Below are 24643 nucleotides of genomic sequence, written 5' to 3' on the forward strand. Positions count from 1 at the left end.
CAAGTTTCCCTGTTGCGGGCGGCACCGGCCGCGTTATCCTTCCGGCAAAACATCGAAGCAGTGACAAAAATGATCCGCGATCTCGTGCGTGCCGCGCCCCTTGCGCTGGCGATGCTACTTCCCCTGACGACGACCGCCCGTGCCGACGATCCGGCGGGCCTGAAGGCCGCGCTTGCCTCCGGCGCGTCCGGCGACTGGGCGAAGGCCGCGGCCGAGGCGCGCGCCGCCGGGCCGGTCGCCGCGACGGTGATCGAGTGGCAGCGGCTCCGCGACGGCGAGGGCAGCTTCGGCGACTACGTCGACTTCCTTGCCCGCCATCCCGACTGGCCCGGCCTGCCGCTTCTGCGCGACAAGGGCGAGACGGTGATCGCCGCCGATCAGGACCCCTCCGCCGTCATCGCCTATTTCGGTGCCGAACCGCCCCGGACCGGATCGGGCAGCCTCGCGCTCGCTGCCACGTTCCGTGCGTCGGGGCAGGGGGATGTCGCCGAACAGGAAGTGATCCGCGCCTGGCGCAGCCTTCCGTTGACGGATGAGGAGCACAAGCGCTTCCTCGCCGGATACGGCAAGCTCCTGGCCGACCACCACGACGGCCGTACCGCGGCGATGCTGCGCGCGGGCCGGCTTGCCGATGTGCGGCGGATGCTGGTCCTGAACAGTGCCAATACCCGCGCGGTGGCCGAGGCGCGGGTCGCGTTGCAGGCGGTGGCGCCCGGTGTCGACGGGCTGGTCGCCAAGGTGCCGGCGGCGATGGCGGGTTCGACCGGGCTCGCCTATGACCGGTTCCGCTGGCGGATCCGCAAGGACCTCTACGACAGCGCCTCGGAGCTCATGCTCGAACGTTCGGCGAGCGCCGAAAGCCTCGGCGATCCCGATCAATGGGCCGACTGGCGGCGCAAGCTGGCGCGGCGCGAGATGCGGGTGGGCAGTGCCAAGAGAGCCTACCGGATGGCGGCCTCGCATCACCTGACGAGCGGCGCGGACTATGCCGATCTTGAATGGCTCGCCGGCTACATCGCGCTGCGCAAGCTCGGCGATGCCGACACGGCTCTGGTGCATTTCAATCGCTTCGGAAAGGCGGTGAACGGTCCGATCAGCCGCGCCCGCGCCGGTTACTGGACCGGCCGCGCCTATGAGGCGCTGGGCCGGACCGCCGAGGCGCAGGCCGCCTATGCCGAGGGCGCACGCTACCAGACCGCCTTCTACGGCCTTCTTTCCGCCGAGAAGGTCGGCCTGCCGCTCGCCCCCTCGATGGCCGGCGGCGAGCCCTACCCGGACTGGCGCCAGTCGCGCTTCGCGGGGTCCGATGTGCTGCAGGCGGCGCAGCTCCTGCAGGCGGCGGGCGAACGCGACCTCGCGCTGCGCTTCATGCTGCATCTCGGCGAAAGCCTCTCGGGCGAGGAGATCGGCGCGCTCGCCGGGCTCGCGCTCGAGTGGAAGGACGCCAATGCCGCGCTGCTCCTCGCCAAGGCGGCGGCGGAGAAGGGCGTCGTCTGGCCCTCGGCCTATTTCCCGACGAATGGCATGGAAGGCGTCGACCTGCCGGTCGCGCGGGAACTGGCGCTGTCGATCGCCCGGCGCGAGAGCGAGTTCAACCCCGCCGTCGTCTCCCATGCCGGGGCGCGGGGGCTGATGCAGGTCATGCCGAACACCGCGAAGATGATGGCGAAGAAGATCGGGCTCGGCTACGACGGCGGCAAGCTGACCTCGGACTGGAAGTACAACGCCCGGCTCGGCGCGGCCTATCTCGACGAGTTGATCGACGAGTTCGGCACCTCGCCGGTTCTGGTCGCGGCGGGCTACAATGCCGGTCCCGGCCGGCCGCGCGGCTGGATCGCCGAGCTTGGCGACCCACGCTCCGACAAGGTCGATGTCGTCGACTGGATCGAGCATATCCCCTACCGCGAGACCCAGAACTACATCATGCGCGTGGCCGAAAGCCTGCCCGTCTACCGCGCCCGGCTCTCGGGCCAGACCGGGCCCCTGCGGTTCAGCGAGGAGCTGAAGGGGCGCTGACCGGCGGTCCGCCATGCTCCGTTTGCGCCGTCGCGGTCGCAATCGGGCATGACAGGACCGGCATTGTCGCATTCGCTCTCCCCGAAAGGGAGAAGCGAATGGCGCATACCGAAACGACCGATCTGGCATCCTTCAGCATCGCCTGCGCCATCGGCGCCTCGCTCGCCTTTTCGATCAGCGACATCACCGTGCGGTCGTTCAGCGCGAGCCTGCCGCTGGCGGAGGTGGTGCTGTTCCGTTCCTTCTTCGGCCTCGCCTTCATCCTCATGATCTTCGCGCGCGGCCAAGGCCTTGGCGCGGCTTTGCGCACCCGGCGCCCCTTGGCCCATGCGGCGCGCGGGCTCTTCGTCGTGATCTCCAACGTCACCTATTTCGCCGGCCTCGCGGCGCTGCCCCTGGCCGAGGCCTCGGCGATCTTCTTCGTCGCGCCGCTTCTGATCACGGCGCTTTCGGCGGTGATCCTGCGCGAGCATGTCGGCCCTTTGCGCTGGTTGGCGCTTGCCGTCGGCATGGTGGGCGTGCTCCTCATCATCAAGCCCGGCTCGATCAGCTTCCAGTGGGCGGTCCTGCTGCCGGCGCTCTCGGCGCTGGCCTATGCCGGGATGCACACGATGACCCGCAACATGGGGCTCTCGGAATCGGCGCTGACCCTGTCGATCTACATCCAGCTCTCCTTCGTCGTCTTCTGCTCGGTGATGGGTCTGGTTTTCGGCCGCGGCGACTGGGCCGGCACCGGCCATCCGGCGGCCGAGTTCCTGCTCAGGGCCTGGGTCTGGCCAACCCCCGTCGACTTCGGCCTCTTCGCGCTGGCCGGGGCCGCGAGCGCGACCGGGGGCTACCTGATCGGCCAGGCCTACCGCTGCAGCGCCGCCGGGCTGGTCGCGCCGTTCGAATACACCGCACTGGTGCTCGCGGCGTTCTGGGGCTTCGCGATCTGGGGCGAGGTGCCGGGAGCGGTCTCGGGCTTGGGCATCGCGCTCATTCTCGGCTCGGGCGTCTTCGTCGCGCTGCGCGAGCGGGCGCGGCGGCTGCCGCCCTCGGCCAAGCGCGCCTCGGGCCGGCGCTGACCTCAGTCCGCGGCCTTGACCCTTGCCCGCCAGAGCGTGAAGAGACCCGCCGCCACGACGATCACCGCGCCGATGGCGACATTGGTCTCCAGCGTCTCGCCGAAGACGGTCATGCCGAGCGCCGTGGCGAAGACGAGCTGGAGATAGGCGAAGGGCTGGATCGCGCTCGCCTCGGCAACCTCGAGCGCCTTGATCATCAGCCAGTGCGCGGAGGCCGCGGTGCAGCACAAAAGCGCCATCCAGGCCCAGTCGCGGGGCACCATCGGCTCCCAGTGGAAGAGGCCGACGGCGGTCATCACCACGGCGCCGGAAATTCCGGTCCAGAAGAAGCTGACCGAGGCGCGGTCACCCCGCGCGACATAGCGCGTCAAAAGCCCGTAGAGCGCGAACATGAAGGCCGCGAGAAGCGGGATCAGCGCGGCCGGGGCGAAGACCCGGAAGCCGGGCTCGAGGATGATGAGCACGCCGAGAAAGCCGATGCCGATCGCGGTCCAGCGCCGCCAGCCGACCTTTTCGCCGAGAACCGGGCCGGACAGTGCGGCGACGAGAAGAGGGTAGCAGGTGAAGACCGCGTGGCTCTCGACGAGGCCGAGGATCGTGAAGGCGGTGACCATCACGCAGATCTCGGCGGCGAGGAGCACGCCCCGGAAGATCTGCAGGAGCGGGTAGCGCGGGCGCAGCGCCGCCGCGATGCCGCCGGTTCGCCGCGCCGCCACCGCGATGACGAAGGCGGCGAAGAACCAGTAGCGGATCATCACCACCATGTAGACGTTGTATTCGCCGGCAAGGTGGCGCGAGATCCCGTCCTGCATCGCGAAGACGAAGGCGGTCGCGGTCATCAGGATCGCGCCGAGGCGGAAGTTCTGCTCGTTCATGTCGCCCCGCGAAGGAAACCGCGGCTCATGTGCCGCTTGTGGCCGTGGCCCTTGGCCCGCTCTACCTGAAACCCCGCCGAAGCCAAGCCCCGCCGCACGAAGCCCGCCGCCGTGTAGGTGGCGAAGCTGCCGCCCGGCGCGGTGTGGCGGGCGACTTCCTGCATCAGCGCCTCGGACCAGAGCTCGGGGTTCTTCGCGGGCGAGAAACCGTCGAGAAACCAGGCATCGGCGCGCCCCGGCCAGCGGGGCAGTGTCTCGCGCGCGTCGCCTTCGACGATCTCGACATCTACCGGTCCAAGCGCGAAGCGCCGCCGGCCCGCGCTCCAATGTGGCAGAAGCGGGCCGGCGACCGCCTCTGCCTCGGGAAAGGCGGCGAGCGCGCGCGCCATGTCGGCGGCCGGCATCGGGAAGGCCTCGAAGCTCGTGAAACGGAGCCGTCCCGGCGTTCCCGAGCCTTCCCAGGCAAGGCAGGAGGCGATGAGATTCAGCCCGGTGCCGAAGCCAAGCTCGGCGATGTGGAACCCGTCCCGCAACCGCTCCGGCAGGTCATTGCCGGCAAGGAAGACGTGGCGCGTCTCGGCCAGCCCGTCGGCGAGCGAGAAGTAGGGGTCGTCGAAGAGCGTCGAGACCGGCGTGCCGCCGTCCCTCCAGGTTACCCTCTCGCTCTGGTCCTTTGCCGTCATCTGGCTTACCCCTTTCGCCGGCAGTTAGGCGAAGGGCGGGGGCAATGGCAATCGCGGATGTGACGGTGATGGGAGCGGGGATCTTCGGGCTTTCGGTCGCCTGGGCCTGCCTCAAGCGCGGCGCGAAGGTCCGGGTGATCGACCCCTACCGGCCCGGCGCCGGGGCGAGCGGCGGCACCGTCGGCGCGCTCGCGCCGCATACGCCGGAGAACTGGAATGCCAAGAAAGCCTTCCAGTTCGGGAGCCTGATCATGGCCGAGGCGTTCTGGGCCGAGGTCGACGCGGTCTCGGGCCGGTCCTCGGGCTACGGGCGCACCGGGCGGCTGCAACCCCTCGCCGATGCGGAGGCCATCACGCTGGCGCGGGCGCGCGAGGTCTCGGCGCGCGATCTCTGGCAGGGTCGGGCCGAGTGGCGGGTGATCGCGGCCGGGTCCGATCGCTGGGCGCCGGACGCGCCGAGCGGCTATCTCGTCCACGACACGCTGACCGCGCGGCTGCATCCAAGGCAGGCCGTCGAAAGCCTCGCCGCCGCGCTTGCCGCTCGGGGGGCGGCGATCCTGCACGACCCCGCGCCGCCCGAGGGCGCCGTGGTCTGGGCCACCGGCTATCGCGGCCTTCTCGACCTTGCGCGCGAGCTTGGCGCCCCGGTCGGAACCGGCGTGAAGGGCCAGTCGGCGCTCCTGGCCCTCGATGCGCGCGACCTGCCGCAGATCTTCGCCGACGGCATCCATATCGTGCCCCATGCCGACGGCACGATCGGCATCGGATCGACCACCGAGCGCGAGTTCGACCGCGCCGAGAGCACAGACGCGCAGCTTGACGCGGTGATCGCGAAGGCCGAGGCGGCGCTGCCGGTCCTGTGCCACGCAAAGGTGATCGAACGCTGGGCCGGAGTGCGGCCGCGCGCGAGAAGCCGGGCGCCGATGCTCGGGGGCTGGCCGGACCGGCCGGGCCACTACATCGCCAACGGCGGTTTCAAGATCGGCTTCGGAGTGGCGCCGAAGGTGGCCGAGGTGATGGCCGACCTCGTGCTCGACGGCCGCGACGCAATCCCGGCAGGCTTCCGCGTCGAGGACAATCTCTAGGCGGCGCGCAGCGCCTCGGACCTGAGCGCCGTCATCAGCTTTCCGAGTGTCGTGAGCGACCGTTCATTGGTCAGCCGTCCATCCTCGTCGAAGGCGTTCCGCGCATCGGCGATCATCACTTCCGGGCCGGTCAGAAGCCGGGGCCGGAACGGCGTCATCGCGAGGCGCAGCGAGGATTGCGCCCGCGCGCCCCCGGCGCGGCCCGCCGCCGCCGAAACGATGGCCACCGGCTTGTCCTCCCAGGGATTGCCCTCGGTGCGGCTGACCCAGTCGAGCGCGTTCTTCAGAACCCCCGACAGGGCGCTGTTGTATTCCGGTGTCGAGATCACCACCGCGTCGGTTTCGTTGATCTGTCCCGCAAGCCGCGTCACGGCGGAAGGGGTGCCCTCGGCCTCCAGATCGCCGTCATAGAGCGGCAGCCGGAGGTCGGCCTCGGCGAAGTCGCCGGGTCCGAAGAGCCGCGCTGCCTCGCGCACGAGCTTGCGGTTGGTCGAGCCTGAGCGCAGCGCGCCGGCGATTCCGAGCAGGGTGGGGCGGGTCATCGGGCCTCCGTCAGTATGCGTCCGAAGAGATGGGCGCTGCCGGCATCCGTCTCAATGCGCATGGCTGAACAGGGTCTGTGACCTCAGCCAAGCAGCCTGGTGAAGGTGAACGACGTCGGGCGGTCATAGCCCTCATGCGCGGTCTCGCCTGTCCTCTCGAAGCCCATCGCCTCGAAGGCGGCATGGTTGGCGGCGAGCTCGACCCGGCTTTGCAGCTCCAGCCGCCCAAGCCCGAGTGCCCGCGCCCGCTCCTCGGCGAGCAACATGAGCTGCCGTGCGAGGCCCGCGCCGCGGAAAACGTCGGCCACGGCGAGCTTGCCGACATAGAGCCGCTCGGGCTCAGGCGTGAGGAAGAGGCAGGCGACCGGCGCGCCGGCATCGTCGAGCACCCAGATCTCACCCGCTCGGGCCTGCCGGGCGACGCCCTCGACGGTCAGGCGGTGCAGCGAGGAGGGCGGATCGATCACGCCCTCCATGTAGGCGAAGGCGGCATGGAGCAGGTTGAGGACGGGCGCCATGTCCTCGTCTCCGGTCAGTCGCCGCGGCGTACGGTGGACCGGGAGCCCGTCGCAAAGCTTGACCCAGGGCAGGCGCTCGTTCCAGTGGACGTGGCGGGTCGGCGCGGAGCTCGACGGATCGTCGAGTGTCGCGGCATAGAGGTCGATCTCTTGCCGCCGGGTTGGGCTCTGATAGGCCATCGGCGTACCGCAAGTGGCGCAGAAGAAGCGCCGCACGCCGGGCGAGCTTTCACGCTCGGCCGGAGGCGTCCCGGTCCAGCGAAAACCGGAATGGCTAACGCCGAGAAAGCTCGTGAACGGCGAGGCCGTCGCGCGCCGGCAGCTTTCGCAGTGGCAATGCGCCTGCCAGTTCGGTGCGCCTTCGAAGCTGAACCGCACCGCGCCGCAAAGGCAGTGTCCCGAGCCGCCGTCCATCGTGTTCTCCTCGACCGGCGGCCAGTCTGCGCGCCGGGATATGGCCGGTCAAGGTCGCGGAAACGGCGCGCTATTTTCGATATCTTGTGGAAAACCCGCCTGCGCCCTCCATATGCAGGGTTCCGGCATTGACTCGCAGCGCCGTCGGCCCAAGGATGGCAGATCCGTAGGAATCATTCGAAGGCGCCGACGTTGCGTTTCACCCGACTCAGACTGAACGGCTTCAAGAGCTTCGTGGACCCCACGGATCTCCTGATCCATGAGGGGCTGACCGGGGTCGTCGGGCCGAACGGCTGCGGCAAGTCGAACCTTCTCGAGGCGCTGCGCTGGGTGATGGGCGAGAACCGTCCCTCGGCGATGCGCGGCGGCGGGATGGAGGACGTGATCTTCGCCGGGGCCGCGACGCGCCCCGCGCGCAATTTCGCCGAAGTCTCGCTGACGATCGACAATTCCGAGCGGCTGGCGCCGGCCGGGTTCAACGATCTCGACCAGCTCGACATCACCCGCCGCATCACCCGCGACGCAGGCTCGGCCTACAAGGCCAACACCAAGGACGTGCGAGCGCGCGACGTGCAGATGCTGTTCGCCGACGCCTCGACCGGCTCGCATTCGCCGGCGCTGGTGCGGCAGGGCCAGATCTCGGAGCTGATCAACGCCAAGCCGAAGAACCGCCGCCGCATCCTCGAGGAGGCGGCGGGCATCTCCGGCCTCTACCAGCGCCGCCACGAGGCCGAGCTGAAGCTCGCCGCGACCGAGCAGAACCTTCTCAGGGTCGAGGACGTGGTCGAGAACCTCGCGACGCAGCTCGCCCAGCTTGCCCGGCAGGCGCGGCAGGCGGCGCGCTACCGCGAGATCGGCGAGGAACTGCGGCGCGCCGAGGGGATGCTCCTCTACCGCCGGTGGCGCGAGGCCGACCAGGCTCGCGCCACCGCCGAGGCCGACCTGACCGAGCGCACGAAGCTTGCCGCGCAGGGCGAGACGGCGGCACGCGCCGCGACCAAGGCCCGTGCGGCGCGCGAGGACGCGCTGCCGCCCCTGCGCGAGGAGGAGGCGATCGCCGCCGCCGTGCTGCAACGCCTGCAGGTCCAGCGCGACACGCTGAAGGACCAGGAGGCGCGCGCGCTCCAGACCATCGAGACGCTGAAGGGCCGGATCGAGCAGCTTGCCCGCGACATGGAGCGCGAGGCGGGGCTCAACCGCGACGCGGGCGAGACGATCCAGCGGCTCGACTGGGAGCAGGCGCAGATCGCCAAGGCGGCCGAGGGGCAGGATGCAAGGCTCGCCGAGGCGGTCGAGGCGGCGCAGGATGCCGCCCGCGTGCTCTCGGACCGCGAGACCACGCATTCGGAACTGACCGAGGATGTGGCCCGGCTCTCGGCCCGGCACCAGTCGGCGCACCGGCTTCTGTCCGACAGCCGCGCCACGCTGGAGAAGAACGAGGCCGAGGCAGCTCGCGCCAAGGCCGCCGCGGCGGAGGCCGAGGCGGCGCTGACCCGCGCCACCGCCGATCACGAGGCCGCCGAGGAAGCGCAGGAGGAGGCCGCCGCCGCCGCCGAGGCCGCCGAGGAGGCGCTGATCGCCGCCGACGAGGCGCGGGGCGACGCCCAGGCGCGCGAGACCGAAGCCCGCGCGGTGATGTCGGAGGCCGAGGGCGAGGCCGGGGCGCTCAAGGCCGAGGCGGCGGCGCTGCAGAAGCTCGTCGAGCGCGAGGCGGCGACCGGCAAGCAGCTCCTCGACCGGGTCGAGGTGAAGAAGGGCTACGAGAAGGCGCTGGGCGCCGCGCTCGCCGATGATCTCCGCGCGCCCGAGATCGCCGACGAGGCAGCCTCGGGCTGGGCGGTGCTGCCGGGTTACGGCCAGCCCCAGTCCCTGCCCGAGGGCGTGGCGGCACTCTCGAACCATGTCACCGTGCCCGAGGTTCTGGCCCGCCGCATCGGCCAGATCGGGCTTGTGGACAAGGCCGACGGCGCGCGGCTCCAGCCGCTCCTGAAGCCGGGCCAGCGGCTGGTGACGGTCGAGGGCGATCTCTGGCGCTGGGACGGGTTCCGCGCCGGGGCCGAGGACGCGCCGACCGCGGCCGCGCTCCGGCTCCAGCAGCTCAACCGGCTCACCGACCTCAAGCGCGACCTCGAGGAGGTCAACGGCCGTGCCGAGGGCGCGCGGCAGGCGCATGACCTCCTGATCCGTCGCCTTGCCGATGCGACCGAGGCCGACCGCCGCGCCCGTGACGCGCGCCGCGAGGCGGACCGGCGCGTGGCCGAGGCCTCGCGCGCGCTGTCGAAGGCCGAGGCAGACCGCTCGATCGCCGGCGGCAAACTCGAAAGTGCTCGCCTTGCCGTCGCCCGGCATGAGGAGGAAGCGCTCGGCGCCCGTACGCGGCTCCGCGAGGCGGAAGTCGGGGTGCGGTCGCTGCCGAACCTCGACGCCGCGCGCCAAGAGGTCGAGGATGTCAAGCTGACCGTCGAGGCGGCGCGGATGACGATGATGGCCAAGCGCTCGGCCCATGACGAGATCCGCCGCGAGGGCGAGGCGCGGACCAGGCGCCGGCAGGAGATCACCAAGGAGATCTCGGGCTGGAAGCACCGGCTCGAGACCGCCGAGAAGCGGTCGGCCGAGCTTGCCGAGCGCAAGGTCGCCTCGGAGGCCGAGTTGAAGGACGCCTCCGCCGCGCCGGCCGAGATCGCGGCCAAGCGCGAGGAACTGTCCGAGGCGATCGAGGCCGCCGAGGCCCGACGCATCGGCGCCGCTGACCGGCTCGCCGAGGGCGAGTCGCTCCTGCGACAGGCCACCGATGCCGAGCGCGAGGCCGAGCGCACCGCCTCCGAGGCGCGCGAGGCCCGCGCCCGCGCCGAGGCCCGCGCCGAGGCCGCGCGCGACACCGTCGCCCATGCCGCCGAACGGATCCGCGAGGAGACCGAGAAGGAGCCGGCGGCGCTCTTGCAAAGTCTCGACGCCGATCCCGACCGGATGCCCGCGGCAGAGGCGCTCGACGCCGATGTGCAGCGGCTGAGGCGCCAGCGCGACGGGCTCGGTGCGGTCAACCTGCGCGCCGAGGAGGACGCCAAGGAGGTGCAGGCCGAGCACGACAACCTGGTCATGGAGAAGGCCGACCTCGAGGAGGCGATCAAGAAGCTCCGCGGCGGCATCGCCGGGCTGAACCGCGAGGGCCGCGAGCGGCTGCTGACCGCGTTCGAGCAGGTGAACGCCAATTTCCGGCTGCTCTTCACCCATCTCTTCGGCGGCGGCGAGGCCAATCTGGTGCTGGTCGAGAGCGACGATCCCTTGGAAGCTGGGCTCGAGATCATGTGCCAGCCGCCGGGCAAGAAGCTTGCGACTTTGTCGCTTCTTTCGGGCGGCGAGCAGACGCTGACGGCCTTGGCGCTAATCTTCGCGGTCTTCCTTGCCAACCCGGCGCCGATCTGCGTCCTCGACGAGGTCGACGCGCCCTTGGACGACGCCAACGTCACCCGGTTCTGCGACCTCCTCGACGAGATGACCCGGCGCACCGACACCCGCTTCCTGATCATCACCCACCACGCGGTGACGATGGCGCGGATGGACCGGCTCTTCGGCGTGACGATGCAGGAACAGGGGGTGAGCCAGCTCGTCTCGGTCGACCTCAAGAAGGCCGAGGCGCTGGTGGCATGAGGGTGCCCGGCCGCGGACCTGTAGCCAAATCGGAACAGCCCTGCGGTTTCTTCCGCAACGGGTTGAATTTGACTACATTCCCGCGTTCTTTGTGGGCTCTACAGGCGCAGTCGACCCGAAAGAACGCTTCGGGTCACAAATTCGTCCGAATTGACGGTGTAGTAGGGCAAAGACTGCCGGAATCGTGGCGCGGGGCGGATTGTTCCGCTGGTTATTTTGTGGAGGCGAACAGGCATGGTAACTTCAGCGACTTTTTGGGCGCGGTCCGACAGTATCACGGCGAACAACGCGACCCTGAACCCGATCAAGTCGAGCGGCGGTGCCGGCGCTTTTCCGGCGACTGAGATCTATTTCGAAAGCGGCACGATCGGTACGAACACGACGGGCGATCTGACTCTCGAGAACGGAAGTGGTGGTTTCGACCCCGACACGACGGTCTGGATCGGGGGGGTGGAGTATCAGTTCCAATATGACCTGACCGGCACGCTGCCCAGCAACTCTCAGGTTCCCGCCGCACTCGTGGGCAAGGAGGTCAGCGTGATCACCGTGCTCAACTATCCGACGAGCGGAGTGAATACTGAACTCTTCTTCGTGACCGACGGCTCGGGGACGCAGACGTTGATGAACGATATTGGCAATGGTGCGATTCCGCTGACTGGCGTCACCACCACGCCCAACCCGGTCTGCTTCCTGCGCGGCACGCTGATCGCGACGCCGAAGGGCGAGGTTCCGGTCGAGGCGCTGAAGGCCGGGGACGAGGTGCTCACTGCCTCCGGCGCCACCGCCACCGTGCGGTTCGCCGCCGCGCGCGAGCTGACGCTGATGGAGCTTCTGCTCAACCCGGACATGCGGCCGGTCTGCATCCCGCAGGGCGCGATGGGCGAGGGGCTGCCGCGCGCCGATCTCTGGGTCTCGCCGCAGCACCGGGTGCTGGTGCGCGGCTGGGAGCCGGAGATGCTCTTCGGCCAGGACGAGGTGCTGGTCGCCGCGAAGCATCTGAAGTTCGCGCCGACCCTGCGCCGTCCGGCGCGTCCCGAGACGGTGGAATATTTCCACCTGATGCTCGACAGCCACGACATCGTGCTGTCGAACGGGATCGAGACCGAGAGCCTCTTCCCCGGCGACACCGCGATCGCCAGCCTGACCGAGGACGGCCGGGCCGAGATGGCGCGGGTGTTCCCCGACTATGCCGGCGACTGGACGCTCTACGGACCCACCGCACGGCGTACGCTGACGGCGCGCGAGGCCGAGGCGCTCTGGACGAAGATGGCGCCGCTGGGCGCGGGCGAGGTCAAGGCCGTCGCCTGAGCGACCTTTCGCAGTGAATGAGACAGGGCCGGCATCGCCGGCCCTTCTCCGTTTCCGGGGACGCCATCAAAGCTGACCGAGAAGTGCCCGTGTCGGCCAGGCGTCGGCCGGCAGGCCGAGGCGGATCTGCTCCTTCTGCACCGCCTCGCGGGTCTTCTCGCCGAGGATGCCGTCGATACCGCCCACGTCATGGCCGCGGGCCTGCAGCTTCTTCTGCAGCGTCTTCATCTCGCCCCCCGACAGGCCCGGCTCCGGATTGCCGGGGTCGAAGACCGGCGCGCCTTCGAGGCGGGTGGCGAAATAGGCGGCCGTGGTGACGTAGACGAAGCTCTTGTTCCATTCGAAATAGACGCGGAAATTGGGGTACGCAATGAAGGCCGGCCCCTTGCGCCCCATCGGCAGCAGGATCGACCCGTTCAATCCCTTCGCCAGCGGCGCCGAGCGGCCCTTCACCCCCATCCGCGACCACTCTGCCACCGAAAGCTGATGGTTGAGCCCGGTCCGCGACCAGTCGACCCCCTCGGGCACCACCACCTCCTGCAGCCAGGGCTCTCCTGGCCGCCAGCCGAGGCCACGAAGCATCTTCGCCCCCGACATCAGCGCATCCGGCGCGGAGGTCTTGAGCGAAACATGGCCGTCGCCATCGCCATCGACGCCGTTCCTGAGGATGTCCTCGGGCAGCATCTGCACCTGGCCGATCTCGCCCGCCCAGGCGCCGCGGGTGCCAGCCGGGTCGAAATCGCCGCGCTCATAAAGTTCCAGCGCGGCGAAGACCTGCGGTCGGAAAAGTTCGGGCCGGCGGCAGTCGTGGGAGAGCGTCACGAGCGCGTTCAGCGTGTTGAAATCGCCCTGCACCGCGCCGTAATCGGTCTCGAGCGCCCAGAAGGCGAGAAGGACACCGGGAGAGACGCCGTAGTCGCGGGCGATGCGCTGGAAGGTGGAGGCGTATTTCTGCGCGTTGCGCTGGCCGTTGACGATCCGGTTCTTGCTGATCAGCGCGCGCGAGAAGGTGATAAAGTCCTTCTGGAACACGCCCTGGGCGCGGTCCGCGCGCAGCACCTTCGGATCCTGCCGGGCGCCGGCGAAGAAGCGGTCGACCGTCGCGGGCGCATGGCCGCGCGCTACCGCCTCGGACTTCAGATCCGAGACGAAGCCGCCGAAGTTCCCGCCGCAGGCCGAGGCCGGGCCGGCGAGAACAGCGAGAACGAGGGCGGCGAGTTCGGGGCGCATCGGGGTCTCCTGCTGGGGCGGGATCGGACCCGCGTTGGAACGGGCGTTTGCCACCCATCGCCGGGACAGTGTAGCAATTGCATTGGAAGTGTTGACGAACTTCTAACAAGAGTCGAGGAAGGCAGCGGGGAACCGCCCGTTCGCGGCGCTGGAGGGAGCATGCGGGTTCTGATCGTCGAGAGCGACCCGAATCTCGGCTGGCTCTGGAAGCGGCACCTGGAACGGTTCGCGACCGACGTGCATCTTGCCGATGGGCAGGCGGCGGCGGTCTCGTTCCTCGACCGGGAACCGGCCGATGTGATCGTGCTGGACCTGGTGCTCGCCGAGGGCAGCGCGCTCGCGGTGGCCGATTACGCGAGCTATCGTCACCCGGCGTCGCGGATCGTCTTCGTCACCAACACGAGCTTCTTCTCGGACGGCTCGATCTTCCGGCACATCCCCAACGCCTGCGCCTTCCTGCCATCGGCCACGCCGCCGGAGGATCTCGCGGCGGTGGTGGAGCATTACGGCACGACCGGCTGAAGCAGCTCAGCCGCGGCCATGCGGCGCGGTGAAATCGAGGACCGGGTTGATCGGGATGATCCGGTGCGGATTGATGCTCTCGTGGCTGTAATGGTAGTGGCGCACGATATGGTCGAAATGCACCGTCGCCGCCACGCCCGGCCATTGGTAGAGGGCGCGCGTATAGGCCCAGAGGTTCGGGTAGTCGATCAGCCTGCGGCGGTTGCACTTGAAGTGCAGGTGATAGACGGGATCGAAGCGGACCAGCGTCGGGAAGAGCCGCCAGTCCGCTTCGGTGATCCGGTTGCCTGTGAGGTAGCGCCTGTGCGCGAGCCGGTCTTCGAGCCAGTCGAGCGTTTCGAAAAGCGCGGTCACGGCGGCGTCATAAGGCGCCTGGCGGCTCGCGAAACCGGCGCGGTAGACACCGTTGTTCACGGTTTCGTAGATCCGGGCGTTGAGCGCGCCGATCTCCGTGCGCAGGTCGGCGGGATGGTGATCGTCGCTGTTTCCGGTCAACCCGTCGAAGGCCGTGTCGAACATGCGGATGATGTCGGCGCTCTCGTTCGAGACGATGGTGTCACGCTGGCGGTCCCAGAGCACCGGAACGGTGACGCGGCCGGTGTGATGCGGGTCGGCGCGGAGATAGAGGTCGCGCAGGAACGGAAGGTCGTGGAGCCGGTCGCCGGTGGTGCCGGGAAAGTCTCGGGCGAAGCTCCAGCCGTCGTCGAGCATGTCGGGATGCACGACCGACATCGGGACCAGGTCCTCGAGCCCCTTGAGGGCGCGGAAGATCATCGCGCGGTGCGACCAGGGACAGGCGGGCGAGACGTAGAGATGGTAGCGCCCGACCTCGGCCTTGAAACCGGCCGTGCCGGTCGGGCCTGCGGCGCCGTCCGGCGTGATCCAGTTGCGGAACACCGCGTCGTGACGTCGGAACGTGCCGTCCCCGGATGCGTAACCCCGCCCCGTCGTCCATTGCCCGTCGACCAGCATGCCCATGCGGCAGCCCTCCTCTCGGCTTATGCCGATTTAGGTTCCGCCGCGCGGCGATGAAACCGGCTCCCGCGCAAACCCGGTCTGCATGCCTGCACAATCCCGTTACGTCGCCGCGGTATCGTGACCGCAACGCGACGCTTTGTGACCCTTTCCTTGTAACTCAAATGGTTAACTTGATTTTCGGCGCTGATGGGTCATGCTGGCACGAGGGGGAAGATGTGTGATGACTGATTATCTGCCAAAGGAAGTCCGGGCCGGGCTGGACGAAGCCCGCAAGCGGGATCTGCGCAGGCGCGCGCGGCTGAGGGTGTTCGCGGGCGACGACGTTTACCCGATTCTGCGGTTCTGGGAGACCGGGTTCGCGCTCGATGCCGATCAGGTTGTCCATCTGAGGGGGCTCGTGGATATCTATGACGGTCCGCGCCACCTGTACCAGTGCCTGATCGTCGCTTCGGGCGTCGAGGAGGGCGAGTTGATCTGCACGATGAAGCGCTCGACCGTGGCCCGGGACCGTCCGGCGCTCGACTATGTGCGCGACGAGAACGCGCCGGTGGGGTATTTGCCGGGCGAGTGATCGGCCGGTCGCCCAGCTCCGCTTGGGATGCCGCCGGTCGGGATATGTCGGGCAAGATGAAGGAGCGGTCAGGGTCGGATCTCGACCGTGGTGCCGATCGGTGCGATGCGCCAGAGTTCCTCGATCTCGGTATCGGCGAGTGCGATGCACCCCTCGGTCCAGTCGTGGCGCAGGGTCGCCTTGCCGAAGAGCGCATTCGGCTGGCCGTGGATGAAGATGTCGCCGCCGGGGGAATAGCCGCCCGCCGCGGCGCGGATCAGGTCGTTCTGCTGGGGATAGTCGAGGCCGAGCGAGAGGTGGAAGGCGCTGGCGGCGTTTCGCCGGTTGATGCGGAACCGGCCTTCAGGGGTCTTGCCGTCGCCCTGCCGGATCTTGTCGCCCTCGGGCGCGAAGCCGAGCGCGATCCCGTAGCTGCGCAGCGCCTCCCCGTCGCGGAAGACGGTGAGGCGGCGGGCGGATTTCTCGATCAGGATGCGATCGATCGTGCCGGTGAGGGGTGGCAGCGGCCGGGGCGGCGCTGGTGGCGCCGGGAAGCGGTGCTGGTAGAGTGCGAGCATCCCGAGCGCCAGCGCCATCATGAGGAGGGTGAGCTGGAAGATCCGCCGGAGCCAGCTCATTGCAGGTCGCCGAACGCCCTTTGCATCCGCTCCACGGCGTCCGCGATCCGCACCCGCGGCATGGCGATGTTGAAGCGCAAAAAGCTTTCACCGCCCGCCCCGAAGACAGGGCCGGGGCTGGCCGCGATCTTCGCGTCGCCGGCGACGCGGGCCGCGAATTCCTCGCGCATCATGCCGGTACCAGAGAAATCGACCCAGGCGAGGTAGGTGGCCTGCATCGGCAACATCCTGAGACCCGGAATCGCGTTGATCCCGTCGAGGAAGAGCCGGTGGTTGCCGGCGAGATAGGCGGTGAGCTCGTCGACCCAGGCCGCGCCCTCGGGCGAGTAGAGCGCCGGGGTCATGTGCATCGAAAGCGAGTTCGGCGAGACCGAGAGCTGATGGATGCGCTTGGCATAGGCCGCGCGCAGGCCCTCGTCATGGATGATCGCGTTGCCGCAATGCATGCCCGCGACGTTGAAGGTCTTCGACGTCGCGGTGAGCACGATCAGCCGGTTCGCGATCGAGGAATCCACGAGCGGCATCGCGATGTGCTTCTGGCCGGGATAGACGAGGTCGTGATGGACCTCGTCCGAGATCAGAATGAGGTCGTGGCGTTTGGCGAAATCGGCCATGCCCTGCAGTTCGGCCCGGGTCCAGACCCGGCCGCCGGGATTGTGCGGCGAGCAGAGGATCGCCATCTTCTCGGTGCCGGTCATCTGCGCGTCCCAGGTGTCGAAGTCCATCTGGTAGACGCCGTCCCGGATCGCGAGCGGGCATTCGACGAGCCGCCGGTCATTGGCGCGGATCACGCGGGCGAAGGCGTGGTAGACGGGGGTGAAGATCACCACGCCGTCGCCGGGGCTGGTGTAGGTTTCAAGGCACATCGACACCGCGTTGACGAGGCCGTGGGTGGTGAAGATCGCCTTCTCGTCGACCGCCCAGCCGTGACGCTCGCGCATCCACCACTGGATCGAGGCGTTGTAGTCGCCGGCATCGCCGAAATAGGTGAAGAGCGCGTTGTCGGCGGCGCGCTTGACGGCGTCGATCATGCCCTGTGGCTGGCGGAACTCCATGTCGGCAACCCACATGGCGAGCCCGTCCTTGGGCGCGACGCCGAGGTTCTTCTCCATCGTGTCCCATTTCGAAGTGTGCTTGCCGCGGAAGTCGATGATCTCGTCGAATTTCATGGAATGCCCCTCTGGTCCGCGCGCGAGGTTAGTGATCGCCGCGCCGGGCGCAAGAGGCGGGCATTGCGCGCGGCACGGGCTTGGCCTAAATCAGCCGCATGACGATACGCCCGATCCTGATCCATCCCGACCCGCGCCTGAAGAAGCGCTGCGACCTCGTGACCGACATCACGGACGAGTTGCGCAGGGCCGCCGATGACATGCTCCAGACCATGTATGACGCGCCGGGGGTCGGCCTTGCCGGACCGCAGGTCGGGCTGATGAAGCGCATCCTGGTGATGGACTGCGTGAAGGATCCCGACGCGGCGCCGAAGCCGATGGTGCTGATCAACCCCGAGATCACCTGGTCCTCGGAGGCGCTGAACACCTACGAGGAGGGCTGCCTGTCGATCCCCGAGCAGTATGCCGAGGTGACGCGTCCGGCGGAGGTCGCGGTGCGGTGGCTCACGCTCGATGGCACGGCTGAGGAGGAGCGGTTCGACGGGCTCTGGGCGACTTGCGTCCAGCATGAGATTGACCATCTCGATGGCAAGCTCTTCATCGACTACCTGACGCCGCTGAAGCGCCAGCTCATCACCCGCAAGATGCAGAAGCTTAAGCGCGAGCAGGCGCGGCTGTGACGGTCAGGGCCTTCGTTCCCTATCCCGACAAGCGGCTCCGGACCCCGGCCGAGCCGGTTGCCGCCGTCACCGAGACGATCGGCATGATCTGGGACGACATGGTCGAGACGATGGATGCGATGCCGGGCTACGGGCTCGCCGCGCCACAGATCGGGATCATGCTGCGGCTCGCCGTCGTCGATTGCTCGGACAAGCGCGGCCAGGCGGTGCGGATGGCCAATCCGGAAGTGCTCCACGCTTCGATCCAGCTTCGCCGCCATGACGAGGCGAGCCCGAACCTGCCCGGCGTCTTCGCCTCGATCGAGCGGCCGCGGGCGGTGACGGTGCGATTCCTTAACGCGGCGGGCGACTTGGAGGAGCGCGATTTCGTCGGGCTCTGGGCGACCTCAGTGCAGCACCAGATCGACCATCTGAATGGCAAGATGTATCTCGACCACCTCTCGCCCATGCGCCGCAAGATGCTGGTCGCCAAGGCCGAGAAGCTGAGAAAGCGCGGATAGCGGCCGGGGGGCTTCGCGCCCCCCGGACCCCCCGCGGGGTATTTGGGCAATGAAGAAGGGGCGGGGCATGCGCGTCGTATTCATGGGCACGCCGGAGTTTTCCGTCGCCGCGCTGGAGGCGGTGCATGCCGCGCATGAGGTGGTCTGCGTTTACACGCAGCCGCCGCGCCCCGCCGGTCGCGGCAAGAAGGACCGGCCGAGCCCGGTTCAGGCGCGGGCCGAGGCGCTGGGCCTGACGTTGCGTCATCCGGTGAACCTGAAGGGGGCGGACGCGCAGGCGGAGTTCGCCGCACTTCGGGCCGATGTCGCGGTGGTCGTGGCCTATGGGTTGATCCTGCCGCAGGCGGTGCTCGACGCGCCGGCGAGGGGCTGTCTCAACATCCATACCTCGCTGCTGCCGCGCTGGCGGGGGGCGGCGCCGATCCACCGGGCGATCATGGCGGGCGACGCCGAGACCGGCGTCTGCATCATGCGGATGGAGGCGGGGCTCGACACCGGGCCGGTGCTGCTCTGCGAGCGCACCGCGATCGGGCCGGAGGAGACGACGGCGGAACTGCATGACCGGCTTTCGGCGATGGGGGCGCGGGCCATCGTCGAGGCGCTGGCGAGGCTCGATGCGCTCGTGGCCGAGCCGCAGCCGGCGGCGGGCGTGACCTATGCCGCCAAGATCGACAAGGCCGAGGCGCGGGTGAACTGGAGCCGCGCGGCAGAGGACGTCGACCGGCAGATCCGTGGGCTTTCGCCGTTTCCTGGCGCCTGGTGCGAGATCGCGGGCGAGCGGGTGAAGCTTCTGCGGTCGCGGCTGGCGACTGGCGCGGGCGCGCCGGGCGCGGTGCTTTCAGGCTTCACCGTGGCCTGCGGGACCGGCGCGGTCGAGATCCTCGAGGCTCAGCGCGAGGGCAAGAAGCCGATGCTGGCGGCGGAGATCCTGCGCGGGCTGACGCTTCCCGACCGGCTTGGCTGAGGCGGTTGCGCTCGGACCCTCGGGTCGTCTGTTGTATGCTTGCCGCCTGTCATGTGCCCGGGCTCCGAGTCGGAGTTCCGGGCAGACCGATAATGGGAGGGGCCGATGAAGACGACCACACGCAACCTTGCCCTCGTCTGGGCAATCCTCGTTCCGACACTCGCCTGGGCGGATGACGGTGCCGCCATCGGGGAACGCAATGCCGCCTTCGAGGCCGCATTCAACGGCGGCGACGCGGCTGGGGTTGCCGCACTCTACTCCGCCGACGCGGTGCTCATGCCGCCCGACATGGCCATGGTGAACGGGCGCGAGGGCGCCGAAGCCCTGTGGGCGGGCTTCATCGAGGCGGGGGCCACCGATCTCGACCTGACCACGGTGACGCTCGACCTCGCGGGCGACATGGCCAACGAGATCGGGACGTTCACGCTCTCGGTTCCGGACGGAAACGGTGGCATGCAGTCCGTCGCCGGCAAGTATATCGTTATCTGGAAGCGCGACGAGGCCGGGGCCTGGAACCTTCACTGGGACATCTGGAACGCCGATCCGGCCGGTTGAGCGTCGGAAGCCGGCGCCATTCACTTCCGGCCGGCCGCGCCCCATATTGGAGTGCGTGGCGGGACGGAGGTCGGCATGGCGATTATCGGGTTGATCATCATCGGGGCGGCGGCGGGCTTCATCGCGACCCGGCTGATGGGGATCGAGGCCGATCCGGTCTCGACCGTGGCGATCGGTGTGCTCGGTGCGCTCGCCGGCGGGTTGGTGATCCGGTTCATCCTGATGGTTTCGGGCTGGCTCGGCGGCTTCGTCGGGGCCGTGCTCGGTGCGATGGCTCTGATCTGGCTGTGGCGGAGCTACGGGCCGAAGGGCCGCTAGCGGCGCGGCGGACGCGACTTGTAGACCGGTAGACTCCAGCCGAAGACCAGGCTCCCGGCGCGGAGCGTGAAGGTCACGCCGGCGCAGACCAGGAGCGCGAGCCCGGTCGGCAGGAACCCGGTCGCGAGAAGCGCGGCCGAGGCGCCGGCGAAGGCGGCGGTGACGTAAAGCTCGCCCTGCTTCAGGACCAGCGGCACCTCGTTGCACACGACGTCGCGCATCAATCCCCCGAAGCAGCCGGTCGCGACCCCCATCAGGAGCACGATTCCCCAATGCTGGCCGAGCGCCAGCGCGACGCCCGTTCCCGCCGGGACCGCGACGGCGAGCGCGCAGGCGTCGAGCCAGGTCAGCACCGTGAGCCGGCTTTCGAAGAGATGGGCGGTGAAGAAGACGAGCACCGCCGCGGCGATGGCGACCGCGACGAAGGCGGGCTCGGCGACCCAGAAGATCGGGTTGCGGTCGAGGATCACGTCGCGCAGCGTGCCACCGCCGACGGCCGTCAGGCTCGCAACGAAGCCGAAGCCGACGATGTCGAGCTGCGCCCGGCTCGCCACCAGCGCGCCGGTCAGCGCGAAGATGAAGACCGAGGCGTAGTCGAGAAGCTCAAGCACCGTCATTGGCGGCCTTCTTCTTTGGCTTGAAGGGCTTCATCCCCGCCCGCGCGAGCTCGTCGGCGCGCTCGTTCTCGGGGTGGCCGGCATGGCCCTTGATCCATTCCCAGCGCACCTTGTGCCGCGCCTGCGCCGCGTCGAGCCTTTGCCAGAGATCGACGTTCTTCACGGGCTTCCTGTCGGCGGTCTTCCAGCCGTTGCGCTTCCAGCCGTGGATCCATTGGCTCACGCCGTTCTTAACATAGGCGCTGTCGGTGACGACGGTGATCACAGAGGCGCGCGTCAGCGCCTCCAAGGCCGAGATCGCGGCCAGCAGCTCCATCCGGTTGTTGGTGGTTTCCGGCTCGCCCCCGTTCAGCTCGCGGGTCCTGAGCACGGTCTCGCCGTCCTTGGCGATCATCAGGACGCCCCAGCCGCCGGGGCCGGGATTGCCGGAGCAGGCCCCGTCGGTATAGGCGAAGAGCTCAGGCATGGGCGCGGACGATGATCCAGGGGTCGGGCGTTCCGGCGAGGCCGGTCTCGACGCCCTCGTCGGTGTCGGTGACGGTGAACCCCGCCGCCGCGAGCAGGCCGAGAAGCTCGTCGCGGCCGAGATAGGTGTAGAACCGGTCGAGCGTGTCGCGCCCCTCGCCGGTGCCGGTCTTCATGCCGATATGGAGGAGGCCACCCGCTGTCAGCGCCCGGTGCAGCGCGGCGAGGTGGCGCGGCAGGTCGGCGCGCGGCGCGTGGAGCAGCGAGAAGTTCGCCCAGATGCCGTCATAGGCCGCGATCGCGTCGATATCGTCGAAGGTCGCCAGCCGGGCGCCGATCGCGTGGCGCGCGTTGGCGAGCGCGACCATTGCCGGGGCGGCGTCGACCGGATCGGGGAGGAGGCCGGCCGCGCGCATGAAGGCCGAGGCATCGGCCGGGCCGCAGCCGAGGTCGAGCACCCGCGCGCCCTTCGGCAGTGCGGCGATGAAGCCCGCGAGGTGCCGGTCGGGGCGCTCCGCGGCGAACCGTGCGGCATAGTCCGCGGCCTTCGCGTCGTAGACGGCCAGGGTACGTTCGTCGGCGCTCATGCCGGTTCCCGCAGCACGCGCGGCACCTTGAACTCGACGCGCTCGCGCGCGGTTTCCACGAGTTCCACGGTCACGTCGAAATGGTCGCGAAATGCGTCGATCACCTCGTTCACCAGCACTTCCGGCGCCGAGGCGCCCGCGGTCACGCCGACCGCGCGGATACCGTCGAGCGCGCGCCAGTCGATATCCGTGGCGCGCTGCACGAGCTGGGCATAGGCGCAGCCCGCGGCTCGGCCAACTTCCACGAGGCGCTTCGAGTTCGAGGAGTTCGGCGCGCCGATCACGAGAAGCGCGTCGATCCTCGCCGCGATCGCCTTGACCGCCTCCTGGCGGTTGGTCGTGGCGTAGCAGATGTCTTCCTTGTGCGGCCCGACGATGGCGGGGAACCGCGCCTTCAGCGCCGCGACGATTCCGGCGGTGTCATCGACCGAAAGCGTCGTCTGGGTGATGAAGGCGAGCCTTTCGGGATCGCGCGGGGCGATCCGAGCCACGTCCGCGACCGTCTCGACCAGCAGCACCTCGCCCTCGGGAAGCTGGCCCATCGTGCCGAGTGTCTCGGGATGGCCCTCATGGCCGATCATCACCATCTGGAGCCCGTTCTGGAAATGTCGTTCGGCCTCGATATGGACCTTGGAGACCAGCGGGCAGGTGGCATCGACATAGGTCATCGCGCGCCGCTCGGCCTCGGCCGGAACCGATTTCGGCACGCCGTGGGCGGAGAAGATCACCGGGCGGTCGGCGGGGCAGTCGTCGAGCTCCTCGACGAAGACAGCGCCCTTGGCGCGGAGCCCGTCGACGACGAACTTGTTGTGCACGATCTCGTGGCGCACATAGACCGGCGCACCCCATTTCTCGAGCGCCATCTCGACGATCTTGATCGCGCGGTCGACGCCCGCGCAGAAGCCGCGCGGCGCGGCGAGATAAAGGGTGAGGGGCTTGGGCATGGCAGGGTCCGCGGCTCGACGTGCGCCACAGACCTATGCGGCCCGGCGTCTCGCGTCCAGCCCCGGAAAGATGAAACCGGGGCACGGAGGCCCCGGATCCGTTGTCAGCCGTTGCTCGCGGTCGCTTCCTCGCGCTCGAAGCGGGTCTCGCGCGGGGGGCGACCGATTACCTCGCGGAGCGCGTCGAGCTCGATGAAGTTGTCGGCCTGACGGCGCAGCTCGTCAGCGATCATCGGCGGCTGCGAGCGGATCGTCGAGACGACCGAGACCCGAACCCCCTGGCGCTGCAAGCTCTCGACCAGCGGGCGGAAGTCGCCGTCGCCCGAGAACAGCACGATATGGTCGACGCGCGGCGCAAGCTCCATCGCATCGACCGTGAGCTCGATGTCCATGTTGCCCTTGACCTTCCGCCGGCCCTGGCTGTCGGTGTATTCCTTCGCGGGCTTCGTCACCATGGTGAAGCCGTTGTAGTGGAGCCAGTCGACGAGTGGCCGGATCGGTGAGTAGTCGTCGTTCTCGAGCAGTGCGGTGTAGTAGAATGCGCGCAACAACTTTCCGCGGCGCTCGAACTCCTGACGAAGGAGCTTGTAGTCGATGTCGAATCCGAGTGCTTTGGCGGCCGCGTATAGATTCGATCCGTCAATGAACAGCGCGAGCCGTTCGTCCTTGTAGAACATCAATGGGTCCTCTCAAATATCGCCGCCGATGATCCATTAAACGTTTGGGTGGGCAAACTGGACCTACGACGACGTTCTTCCCCTTGCTTAGGACTTAGACAGAGTGACACAAAAAAGGGTATCTGTCCAAAAGGATAGGCTAGCAGCAATCGCGCTCGGAGGCAACGAGCCATCACCGTCTGGCGATCCGTCCGAAACGCTCGTTTCGGCGCTCCGCGAGATCGCCGGGCGGATCGGGCCGCTCGCCGCTGTGTCGCGGTTTTTCCGCACCCCGGCCTTCCCGGCCGGTTCGGGCCCGGACTTCGTCAATGCCGCGGCAATCGTGGAAACCGGCCTCGCGGCAGAGGAGGTGCTCGCCGTGCTGCACGAGATCGAGGCGCGCCACGGTCGCGAGAGGTTGCGGCGCTGGGGTGCGCGCACGCTCGACCTCGACCTGCTGTGGCTCGGCGACCGGGTCGCGCCCGATCCGGAGACCCAGGCCGCCTGGGTCGGGCTGCCGCCCGAGCGTCAGCGCGCCGAGGCGCCGGACCGGCTGATCCTGCCGCATCCGCGGCTGCAGGATCGCGGTTTCGTGCTGATTCCCCTCGCCGAGATCGCGCCCGGCTGGCGCCATCCGGCGACGGGGCAAAGCGTGGCAGAGATGGCAGATGCCCTGCCGGAGGCCGAGAAAGCGGAGATTTGCCCGCTTTGACAGGGAAACTTCGCTTGTCAAGGGGGAGCGGAGCGCCTAAATAGCGGGCTCCATATCTCCCAATCCGATTGGAGCTCCGAATGGCCCGCGTGACGGTTGAAGACTGCGTTGACAAGGTTCCGAACCGGTTCGAGCTGGTGATGCTCGCCGCGCATCGGGCGCGCGAGATCGCTGCCGGCGCCCCGCTCACGATCGACCGCGACAACGACAAGAACCCCGTCGTCTCGTTGCGCGAGATCGCCGACGAGACCCAGACCGCCGGAGACCTGCGCGAGCGCATGATCGAAAGCAACCAGACCCAGATCGAGGTCGACGAGCCCGAGGAAGATTCGATGGCGCTCCTGATGGGTGCCGAGGTCGACCGGCCCGAGGCCGACGATATGTCGGAGGAGAAACTGCTCCGGGCGCTGATGGAAGCGCAGGGGCAGGGCTGAGCCCACTCTAGCCGAGGCGCGCGGACCG

General features: G+C 68.8%; 27 protein-coding genes. 14 read left to right on the top strand and 13 right to left on the bottom strand.

Annotated elements, in window-relative coordinates:
* Positions 1 to 69 precede the first annotated feature (69 nt).
* Both OM960_RS02785 and OM960_RS02790 read left to right on the top strand, forming a co-directional pair.
* Positions 70 to 2016 carry a lytic transglycosylase domain-containing protein gene (locus tag OM960_RS02785; RefSeq protein ID WP_263335917.1) on the top strand — a complete coding sequence of 649 codons (1947 nt, stop codon included), beginning with the start codon at positions 70 to 72 and terminating at the stop codon, positions 2014 to 2016.
* 98 nt (positions 2017 to 2114) lie between these two features.
* On the top strand, positions 2115 to 3083 hold the full coding sequence (locus tag OM960_RS02790; RefSeq protein WP_263335914.1) for a DMT family transporter: 969 nt from the start codon (positions 2115 to 2117) through the stop codon (positions 3081 to 3083).
* Between the two features lie 2 nt (positions 3084 to 3085).
* Here the strand turns inward: OM960_RS02790 and OM960_RS02795 are convergent, their stop codons facing one another.
* Positions 3086 to 3958: a DMT family transporter gene (locus tag OM960_RS02795; protein ID WP_264771019.1), complete on the bottom strand. Its 873-nt coding sequence runs from the start codon at positions 3956 to 3958 to the stop codon at positions 3086 to 3088.
* Positions 3955 to 4641, bottom strand: coding sequence for a tRNA (5-methylaminomethyl-2-thiouridine)(34)-methyltransferase MnmC2 (gene mnmC2 / locus OM960_RS02800; protein WP_264771020.1), 687 nt, complete (start codon positions 4639 to 4641; stop codon positions 3955 to 3957). The genes OM960_RS02795 and mnmC2 overlap by 4 nt, the downstream gene beginning before the upstream one ends.
* A gap of 44 nt (positions 4642 to 4685) precedes the next feature.
* Between mnmC2 and OM960_RS02805 the strand changes: the two genes are divergently transcribed.
* A complete protein-coding gene (locus OM960_RS02805; RefSeq protein ID WP_264771021.1) occupies positions 4686 to 5726 on the top strand; it encodes an NAD(P)/FAD-dependent oxidoreductase in 1041 nt (346 codons plus the stop codon).
* Here OM960_RS02805 and OM960_RS02810 read toward each other — a convergent pair.
* Together OM960_RS02810 and OM960_RS25630 are read right to left on the bottom strand one after the other, a co-directional pair.
* On the bottom strand, positions 5723 to 6268 hold the full coding sequence (locus OM960_RS02810) for an NADPH-dependent FMN reductase (protein ID WP_263335905.1): 546 nt from the start codon (positions 6266 to 6268) through the stop codon (positions 5723 to 5725). The genes OM960_RS02805 and OM960_RS02810 overlap by 4 nt on opposite strands.
* 83 nt (positions 6269 to 6351) lie before the next feature.
* Positions 6352 to 7200: a GNAT family N-acetyltransferase gene (locus OM960_RS25630; protein ID WP_432759505.1), complete on the bottom strand. Its 849-nt coding sequence runs from the start codon at positions 7198 to 7200 to the stop codon at positions 6352 to 6354.
* Positions 7201 to 7392: 192 nt separating this feature from the next.
* Between OM960_RS25630 and smc the strand changes: the two genes are divergently transcribed.
* Together smc and OM960_RS02830 are read left to right on the top strand one after the other, a co-directional pair.
* Positions 7393 to 10848 (top strand): chromosome segregation protein SMC, encoded by a 3456-nt coding sequence (gene smc, locus OM960_RS02825; RefSeq protein WP_264771022.1) that lies wholly within the window; start codon positions 7393 to 7395, stop codon positions 10846 to 10848.
* A gap of 234 nt (positions 10849 to 11082) precedes the next feature.
* A complete protein-coding gene (locus OM960_RS02830; RefSeq protein ID WP_264771023.1) occupies positions 11083 to 12156 on the top strand; it encodes a Hint domain-containing protein in 1074 nt (357 codons plus the stop codon).
* A gap of 66 nt (positions 12157 to 12222) precedes the next feature.
* Here OM960_RS02830 and OM960_RS02835 read toward each other — a convergent pair whose 3' ends face one another.
* Complete coding sequence (locus OM960_RS02835; RefSeq protein WP_264771024.1) at positions 12223 to 13386, bottom strand: lytic murein transglycosylase; 1164 nt, start codon at positions 13384 to 13386, stop codon at positions 12223 to 12225.
* Between the two features lie 159 nt (positions 13387 to 13545).
* Between OM960_RS02835 and OM960_RS02840 the strand changes: the two genes are divergently transcribed.
* Positions 13546 to 13908 (top strand): response regulator transcription factor, encoded by a 363-nt coding sequence (locus tag OM960_RS02840; RefSeq protein WP_264771025.1) that lies wholly within the window; start codon positions 13546 to 13548, stop codon positions 13906 to 13908.
* A gap of 6 nt (positions 13909 to 13914) precedes the next feature.
* Here the strand turns inward: OM960_RS02840 and OM960_RS02845 are convergent, their stop codons facing one another.
* Complete coding sequence (locus OM960_RS02845; RefSeq protein ID WP_264771026.1) at positions 13915 to 14886, bottom strand: glutathione S-transferase family protein; 972 nt, start codon at positions 14884 to 14886, stop codon at positions 13915 to 13917.
* Positions 14887 to 15106: 220 nt separating this feature from the next.
* Between OM960_RS02845 and OM960_RS02850 the strand changes: the two genes are divergently transcribed.
* Entirely contained in the window at positions 15107 to 15457 is a 351-nt protein-coding gene (locus tag OM960_RS02850) for a hypothetical protein (RefSeq protein WP_263335892.1), read from the top strand.
* Between the two features lie 68 nt (positions 15458 to 15525).
* On the opposite strand, the gene OM960_RS02855 is transcribed toward OM960_RS02850, so the two are convergent.
* Positions 15526 to 16074 carry a L,D-transpeptidase family protein gene (locus OM960_RS02855; protein WP_263335889.1) on the bottom strand — a complete coding sequence of 183 codons (549 nt, stop codon included), beginning with the start codon at positions 16072 to 16074 and terminating at the stop codon, positions 15526 to 15528.
* Positions 16071 to 17243 (bottom strand): MalY/PatB family protein, encoded by a 1173-nt coding sequence (locus OM960_RS02860; protein WP_264771027.1) that lies wholly within the window; start codon positions 17241 to 17243, stop codon positions 16071 to 16073. Before OM960_RS02860 ends, OM960_RS02855 begins: the two co-directional genes overlap by 4 nt.
* A gap of 98 nt (positions 17244 to 17341) precedes the next feature.
* On the opposite strand from OM960_RS02860, the gene def (OM960_RS02865) reads away from it, so the two are divergent.
* The 5 genes from def (OM960_RS02865) (at position 17342) to OM960_RS02885 (ending at position 20200) form a co-directional block, all read left to right on the top strand.
* Positions 17342 to 17863: a peptide deformylase gene (def, locus tag OM960_RS02865; protein WP_264771028.1), complete on the top strand. Its 522-nt coding sequence runs from the start codon at positions 17342 to 17344 to the stop codon at positions 17861 to 17863.
* The gene (def, locus tag OM960_RS02870) at positions 17860 to 18363 is read left to right on the top strand and encodes a peptide deformylase (protein ID WP_263335883.1); all 504 of its coding nucleotides are present in this window, start codon (positions 17860 to 17862) and stop codon (positions 18361 to 18363) included. Before def (OM960_RS02865) ends, def (OM960_RS02870) begins: the two co-directional genes overlap by 4 nt.
* A 67-nt stretch (positions 18364 to 18430) precedes the next feature.
* Positions 18431 to 19327 (top strand): methionyl-tRNA formyltransferase, encoded by an 897-nt coding sequence (fmt, locus tag OM960_RS02875; RefSeq protein ID WP_264771029.1) that lies wholly within the window; start codon positions 18431 to 18433, stop codon positions 19325 to 19327.
* 105 nt (positions 19328 to 19432) lie between these two features.
* The gene (locus OM960_RS02880) at positions 19433 to 19882 is read left to right on the top strand and encodes a YybH family protein (protein ID WP_263335879.1); all 450 of its coding nucleotides are present in this window, start codon (positions 19433 to 19435) and stop codon (positions 19880 to 19882) included.
* A 75-nt stretch (positions 19883 to 19957) separates the two neighbouring features.
* Positions 19958 to 20200, top strand: a complete 243-nt coding sequence (locus tag OM960_RS02885) for a GlsB/YeaQ/YmgE family stress response membrane protein (RefSeq protein WP_264771030.1) — start codon at positions 19958 to 19960, stop codon at positions 20198 to 20200.
* Here the strand turns inward: OM960_RS02885 and OM960_RS02890 are convergent.
* From OM960_RS02890 to OM960_RS02910, 5 genes are all read right to left on the bottom strand, one after another.
* Positions 20197 to 20817: a trimeric intracellular cation channel family protein gene (locus OM960_RS02890; protein ID WP_264771031.1), complete on the bottom strand. Its 621-nt coding sequence runs from the start codon at positions 20815 to 20817 to the stop codon at positions 20197 to 20199. The two genes, OM960_RS02885 and OM960_RS02890, sit on opposite strands and share 4 nt — an antisense overlap.
* Positions 20804 to 21283 carry a ribonuclease HI gene (rnhA, locus tag OM960_RS02895; protein WP_264771032.1) on the bottom strand — a complete coding sequence of 160 codons (480 nt, stop codon included), beginning with the start codon at positions 21281 to 21283 and terminating at the stop codon, positions 20804 to 20806. The genes OM960_RS02890 and rnhA overlap by 14 nt, the downstream gene beginning before the upstream one ends.
* Complete coding sequence (locus OM960_RS02900; protein WP_264771033.1) at positions 21276 to 21869, bottom strand: class I SAM-dependent DNA methyltransferase; 594 nt, start codon at positions 21867 to 21869, stop codon at positions 21276 to 21278. The genes rnhA and OM960_RS02900 overlap by 8 nt, the downstream gene beginning before the upstream one ends.
* Positions 21866 to 22813 carry a 4-hydroxy-3-methylbut-2-enyl diphosphate reductase gene (gene ispH / locus OM960_RS02905; protein ID WP_264771034.1) on the bottom strand — a complete coding sequence of 316 codons (948 nt, stop codon included), beginning with the start codon at positions 22811 to 22813 and terminating at the stop codon, positions 21866 to 21868. The genes OM960_RS02900 and ispH overlap by 4 nt, the downstream gene beginning before the upstream one ends.
* Before the next feature lie 104 nt (positions 22814 to 22917).
* Entirely contained in the window at positions 22918 to 23490 is a 573-nt protein-coding gene (locus tag OM960_RS02910; protein ID WP_263335864.1) for a LabA-like NYN domain-containing protein, read from the bottom strand.
* A 103-nt stretch (positions 23491 to 23593) separates the two neighbouring features.
* Between OM960_RS02910 and folK the strand changes: the two genes are divergently transcribed.
* Together folK and rpoZ are read left to right on the top strand one after the other, a co-directional pair.
* The gene (gene folK / locus OM960_RS02915) at positions 23594 to 24181 is read left to right on the top strand and encodes a 2-amino-4-hydroxy-6-hydroxymethyldihydropteridine diphosphokinase (protein WP_354003539.1); all 588 of its coding nucleotides are present in this window, start codon (positions 23594 to 23596) and stop codon (positions 24179 to 24181) included.
* A gap of 80 nt (positions 24182 to 24261) precedes the next feature.
* Complete coding sequence (gene rpoZ / locus OM960_RS02920) at positions 24262 to 24615, top strand: DNA-directed RNA polymerase subunit omega (RefSeq protein WP_263335858.1); 354 nt, start codon at positions 24262 to 24264, stop codon at positions 24613 to 24615.
* Positions 24616 to 24643 lie beyond the last annotated feature (28 nt).

The sequence above is a fragment of the Defluviimonas salinarum genome (assembly GCF_026013545.1).
Lineage (GTDB): Bacteria > Pseudomonadota > Alphaproteobacteria > Rhodobacterales > Rhodobacteraceae > Albidovulum > Albidovulum salinarum.